The organism is Lactobacillus nasalidis, assembly GCF_016587775.1.
GTDB lineage: Bacteria > Bacillota > Bacilli > Lactobacillales > Lactobacillaceae > Lactobacillus > Lactobacillus nasalidis.
The window spans coordinates 1-4,977 of the sequence record NZ_BOCG01000263.1 but is presented as its reverse complement, the minus strand read 5'-3'; the positions used below and the strand labels follow the sequence as shown (position 1 = coordinate 4,977).

Below are 4,977 nucleotides of genomic sequence, written 5' to 3'. Positions count from 1 at the left end.
CCTTTAAGGCGGCTGGAATCGACTTGATCAGCACCCGGTCGCCGTTTTGGTAACCCTTGTGGACCAAAGCCGAGAAGCCGCCAATAAGGTCAACGCCGACAGCCTTAGCTGCCTTGTCCAAAGTGACCGCGTACTTGACGTAGTCGCTGTCGCCGGATGCGGCGGCGATCAGAGAAATCGGGGTGACCGTGATCCGCTTGTTGGCGATCGGAATCCCGTATTCGGTTTCCAGCTCTCTGGCCACCTTGACCAGGTTTTCAGCCTTGCTGGTGATCTTGTCGTAGATCTTCTGGCAGGCCCGGTCACTGTCTGAGTCAATACAGTCCAAAAGCGAAATCCCCATCGTCGTTGTCCGCAGGTCCAGGTTTTCGTTGTCGATCATATTGACCGTTTCCATAATCCGCCGTAAGTCCATTATTCCAGACCTCCGCTTAATTCATGCATGGCCGCGTACATCTTTTCATTGCGGATGTTGATTTCAACGCCCAGGTGCTTGCCCAGTTCCGTAAGGTCCGTGCTCAGCTCTGCAAAGTTTGCCTCGTCATTGACGTCAACGACCATCATCATCGTAAAGTAGCCGTTCATGATCGTCTGGGACAAGTCCAGAATATTGATGTCTTTTTCAGCCAAAAAGCTGCTTACGCCGGCAATAATCCCAGTTTTGTCCTGACCAACGGTTGTCAAAATTGCTCTCATCGCGTGCCTCCTGCTAGCGAGTAAAATTTGATTTAAATTAAAAACTTATGATTTGAGTATATCATCTTTTAAATTGGCTGGGTAGTCAGCGCCAGCGATTCCAGAACATCAAGGATCAGCTGCACGGTTTCCAGGCTTGAAAAGACCGGAATGTGCGTGTTCAGAGCCTGGTCCTTGATCTTGATGGAGTCTTCGACTGCCGAGTCGGAGAGGTTGACGACGTTGACGACCATCACGATCCGGTGAGTGCGGATTCTTTCCAAAAGATTCCGCGAACCTTCCTGGATCTTGGCAATCACCCCGGTCGTAATACCGGCTTCAGCCAAAATATTGGCAGTCCCTTCGGTGGCCGTGATCTTGAAGCCCAGGCGCGCGAAACGCTTGGCCAGATTGGCTACCTCCTGCTTTTCCTCGTCGCTGACTGAGAAAAAGATCGTGCCATAGCTCGGTATGTGCAGGTCACTGGCTTCATAGCCCTTGTACAGGGCCTTGGCCAGGCGGCTATCGCGGCCCATTACGGCATCAGACGACTTCATCCGTGAGTCGAAGGTATTGTCTGAACTGTAGTTGAGGTAGGAGAAGACCGGCATCTTGACGTGAATAAACTCATCAACCGGCCAAACTTCGTTGGGGCAGCCCAGCTCTTTGATCTCATGTCCTGCCAACACCTTGACCGCGTACTCGACCAGGTCTTTTTTCATGGACTTGGACAAAAAGGCCAGGTTGTGACCCGCGTAAGTCTTGATCTGCAGCAGGTAGATCTCGGCGCCCTTGATCAAAAAGTGCAGGTTGAAAATCCCGCGGATCTTGAAGCTCCGGATAAGGCGGATGGTCTCCTGCTTGAGCTTTTCCGCGTGTTCTTTGGACAGGTACTGGGGGCCGAAAACCGCGATTGAATCTGAAGCATGCGAGCCTGACTGCTCTAAGTGCTCCACGATTCCCGGGATGGTCACGTCCTGCCCGTCGGTAATCGCCGTGATCTCGTACTTCATTCCCGAGATGAACTGGGAGATCGTGTAGTCGTCCACCTGGTTCTCCCGGAAATACTTTTCCAGGGCCGGCTGATCGTAAACAACAGCCGACTTTTGCTTGCTCTTCTTGTGGTAGCCGCCAACCAAAACCGGGTAGCCAACCTGGGCCACAAAGGCCAGTACTGCCTGGTAGTCGCTGGTCGCCAGATACGGCACCCGCTTGACGTCGGAAATTTTGGAAGTGTCCAGATGGCTGATCGGCAGCAGGCGGTTAATTTCATGCTGGCCGAAAATCCTCAGTCCGTGGCTCATCAGCGGCAGGCGCAAGGCTGAAACCTGTTTGCCCGAAAACTGGGTGACGACGTCCGTAATCCCCTCTTCTTCGCAGATCGTAATGATGCTGTCCAGGTTGATCGGTTCAAAGTAGACCCGGTCAGCCAGACGGTAGTCCATCGATGCCGATTCGGCGTTGTTTGACAACAAGACCGTCTCGTAGCCCTCGGCCTTCAAGGCGGACAAGGCATGATAGAGCATGTAGTCAAACTCGCTGGTTACCGAGACTTGGAAAGGCGGCATCCCCAAAACAAGCACCTTTTTCTTTGTTTCCGGGCTCAGTTTCAGTTCACTTTCCACCCCGTAGCTTTGGTAATAAACCTTGACTTTGGCCGGGTAGACGCCGGCGCTGTCATCGATTGCCGAAAACGAGGGCCGGACGTCCTTCTCGTTAAGCAGGGGAAAAATGTCGTGAACGTCCATGTTGGTCAGTTTGGCCAGCAGGTCGCTGGAGAAGCCCCGGATCTTGGCCTTGAGCAGCAGGTCATGGTCCAGGTCCTTGGCATGGGCGATGTCATGGCCGATCTTGACCAGGTATCTCAGCTTCTGGTAGTAGACCGGATGAATGTTGAAGACGCTGCTTAAGGCCTGGTAGTCAATGCCTTGGCTTAAAGCAGCCAGCAGCTGCACCAAGTGCATTTCGTTAGGATGGCACAGGTCCTCCAGAATCACTTCATCGCTCTTGCCCCGCTCAGCCACAAAGGCTGACCACATGACCTCCAGATCGTTGCTGGAAATCAGTGCCTTGAAAAAGGCGCTCTCAAAGTTCCGGCCGATCCCGACGGCTTCCCCGGTTGACTGGGTGTGCTTGCCCAGCTGGTAGTGGTTGTAGCCCGTCTTGGCAAAAGACCAATAGGGGATCTTGATGCTGACGGCATCTGAAACTGGTTCAATCGCCGCGCACAGGCCGGTTGCCGGATCCGTCACTTCGCTCAGCCGCAGGCCAATGGCCAGCTTGGCCAGGACGTAGCCGATTGAATACAGGCTGGTCTTCTGGTCCAAAACGGCCGTTCTGGTCAAACGCGGCTTGACGGCCAGCAACTTGTAGACCATTTCCGTTTTCCGGTGGCTGACGGCAAAGTGGACGCTCAAAAAGCCAACCAGCTGCAGCTCGGCGGCAATCTTGGCCGCTTGCGCCCGCAAAACTTGAATCTGGTCGTTGTTCATCGTCAGCAAGGGCTTGATCAAGACTGAGTCGCCGGAATCAATCCCCACCGGCTCCAGGGAACCGGTAGCCCCGACGAAGCAGAGGTTGCCGTCTTCATCGCGCAGCAGGTCCAGGATGACTTCTTCCCAATTGGACAGGTCTTCGGTCATCCGGTAGCTGCCCGGGCGGAAGTCATGGTCCTGGCTCTCCTGGCGCAGGTACTGGGCCAGGTCCCGGCTGCTCTTGAAGCTGATGTGCTTGTCCCGCTCAAAATAATATTTTTTGGTCAGCAGGATCGGGAAAGACAGCTTGTTGTCCAGCTGCTCTTGCAGGTGCTCATCATACTTCAGGCCCAAATTGTCCAGAAACCAGGTCTGCCCGATTGGCAGCTGGTGGTTTTCCAAAAAGCGGGTCCGCTTCTGGGGATTGGACATGGAAATGCTCTTCTCGTTGATCGTCAAAAGCCGGATTCCCATCTGATGCAGGATTCCGTCAGCCTGCAGCTTTTTGGTCACGTCCAGGGCCATCAAAGACCCAAAAGCAGTCATGATCGCGTCGGGCTCTTCCATGCGCAAAATCCGTTTTAAAAAGTCCAGCGTCATCGGTTCCAGATAGACCGTCAGCCCTGGCAAGGGGTCGGTTGACACGCTGGCCGGATTCGGATTGACCAGCACTACCTGGATGTTTTCTTCCAGCAGGGCCTCAATCGCGTTTTTAGTCAGCAAGTCGGTGTTGGCCACGTTGCCAACCAAGGCTGAACCGGCACCGATAATCAGAATTTTGTTCAAATCATTCTCACGGGGCATTATTTCACCAGTTTCAAAAAGTCGTCAAAAATCACCTGGGCGTCAGCCGTTCCCGGCGCGCCTTCAGGGTTGAAGGCTACGGCCAGAAGCTGCATTTTGTCATTGCTGAAGCCGGCCAGGAGTTCATTGTGCAGGTCGAAATATTCTTCATTGAAGGTCATGGCCGTGTCGTCGGGCAGAACCAGTTGGCCGATGTTCATGGCCGTCTGCCAGATTTCGCCGCTGGTCTGGCTGATCACCGGGAAGTTGGTGCCATTTTGATACTGCGGCAGGTCCACCAGGCTCAGGTCCAGATAGGAAGAAATGGCCAAAAAGCCCAGGCCAACGCCCAAGATCGGCAGCTTGCCCAGATATTCATCCAGGATCTCGCGCAAATACGGCAGAACCTCCTTGGCCTGGCTGGGGCCGTTGGAAATGATGATCCCGTCAGGCCGCAGGCTCCTTATATCGCGAACCGTCGCGTTATAAGGCAGGACATTGGCATTGACCTGCCTTAAAGAAAGCTCCCGCAGCATCGAGTGCTTGAGCCCCAGGTCGATAATCGCGATCGTTTTGCCAACGTTCGGGGCAGCATAGGCGTTTTTGGTCGAAACCAGGGAGCTCTTGTTTTTAGGCAGGACCAGGGCCCTGATCTGGTCAAAGGCATGCGCGTCATTGGTGTCCATGATCGAGGCCTTCAAGGGTCCCAGGCTCTGCAGCTTCTTGACCAGAGCACGCGTGTCGACGTTGAAAATTGCCGGCACTCCCTTCTCCTTCAAAAAGTCGCCCAGCGACTGGAAGGTGTCATTATCGGTAATGTTTAAGGCAACGTCATTGGCGATCACGCCCCGCACGCTGGGCTGGATGCTTTCATAGTCCACTGCGTTGATGCCGTTGCTGCCGATCATCGGCGTGGTAAAAACAATGATTTTGCCGGCATTGGTCGGATCGGTCAGCACTTCCTGGTAGCCGTAGTTGCTGGTCTGAATGGCCAGCTCGCCAGTGGCGGTCGTCATGGCCCCGATGCCGTCGCCGGCATAAGAGC

The 4,977-nt window shown here is 54.3% G+C and carries 4 protein-coding genes; all 4 read right to left on the bottom strand.

The features are described from left to right. On the bottom strand, positions 1-415 hold a 415-nt coding region (locus lacNas_RS04630), incomplete at its 3' end, for a DUF711 family protein (protein WP_201346638.1). After that, entirely contained in the window at positions 415-696 is a 282-nt protein-coding gene (locus lacNas_RS04625; protein ID WP_201331594.1) for an ACT domain-containing protein, read from the bottom strand. The genes lacNas_RS04625 and lacNas_RS04630, both read right to left, overlap by 1 nt. Before the next feature lie 68 nt (positions 697-764). Continuing rightward, positions 765-3,953 (bottom strand): carbamoyl-phosphate synthase large subunit, encoded by a 3,189-nt coding sequence (carB, locus tag lacNas_RS04620; protein ID WP_201331595.1) that lies wholly within the window; start codon positions 3,951-3,953, stop codon positions 765-767. After that, on the bottom strand, positions 3,953-4,977 hold a 1,025-nt coding region (locus tag lacNas_RS04615; RefSeq protein ID WP_201346637.1), incomplete at its 5' end, for a carbamoyl phosphate synthase small subunit. The genes lacNas_RS04615 and carB, both read right to left, overlap by 1 nt.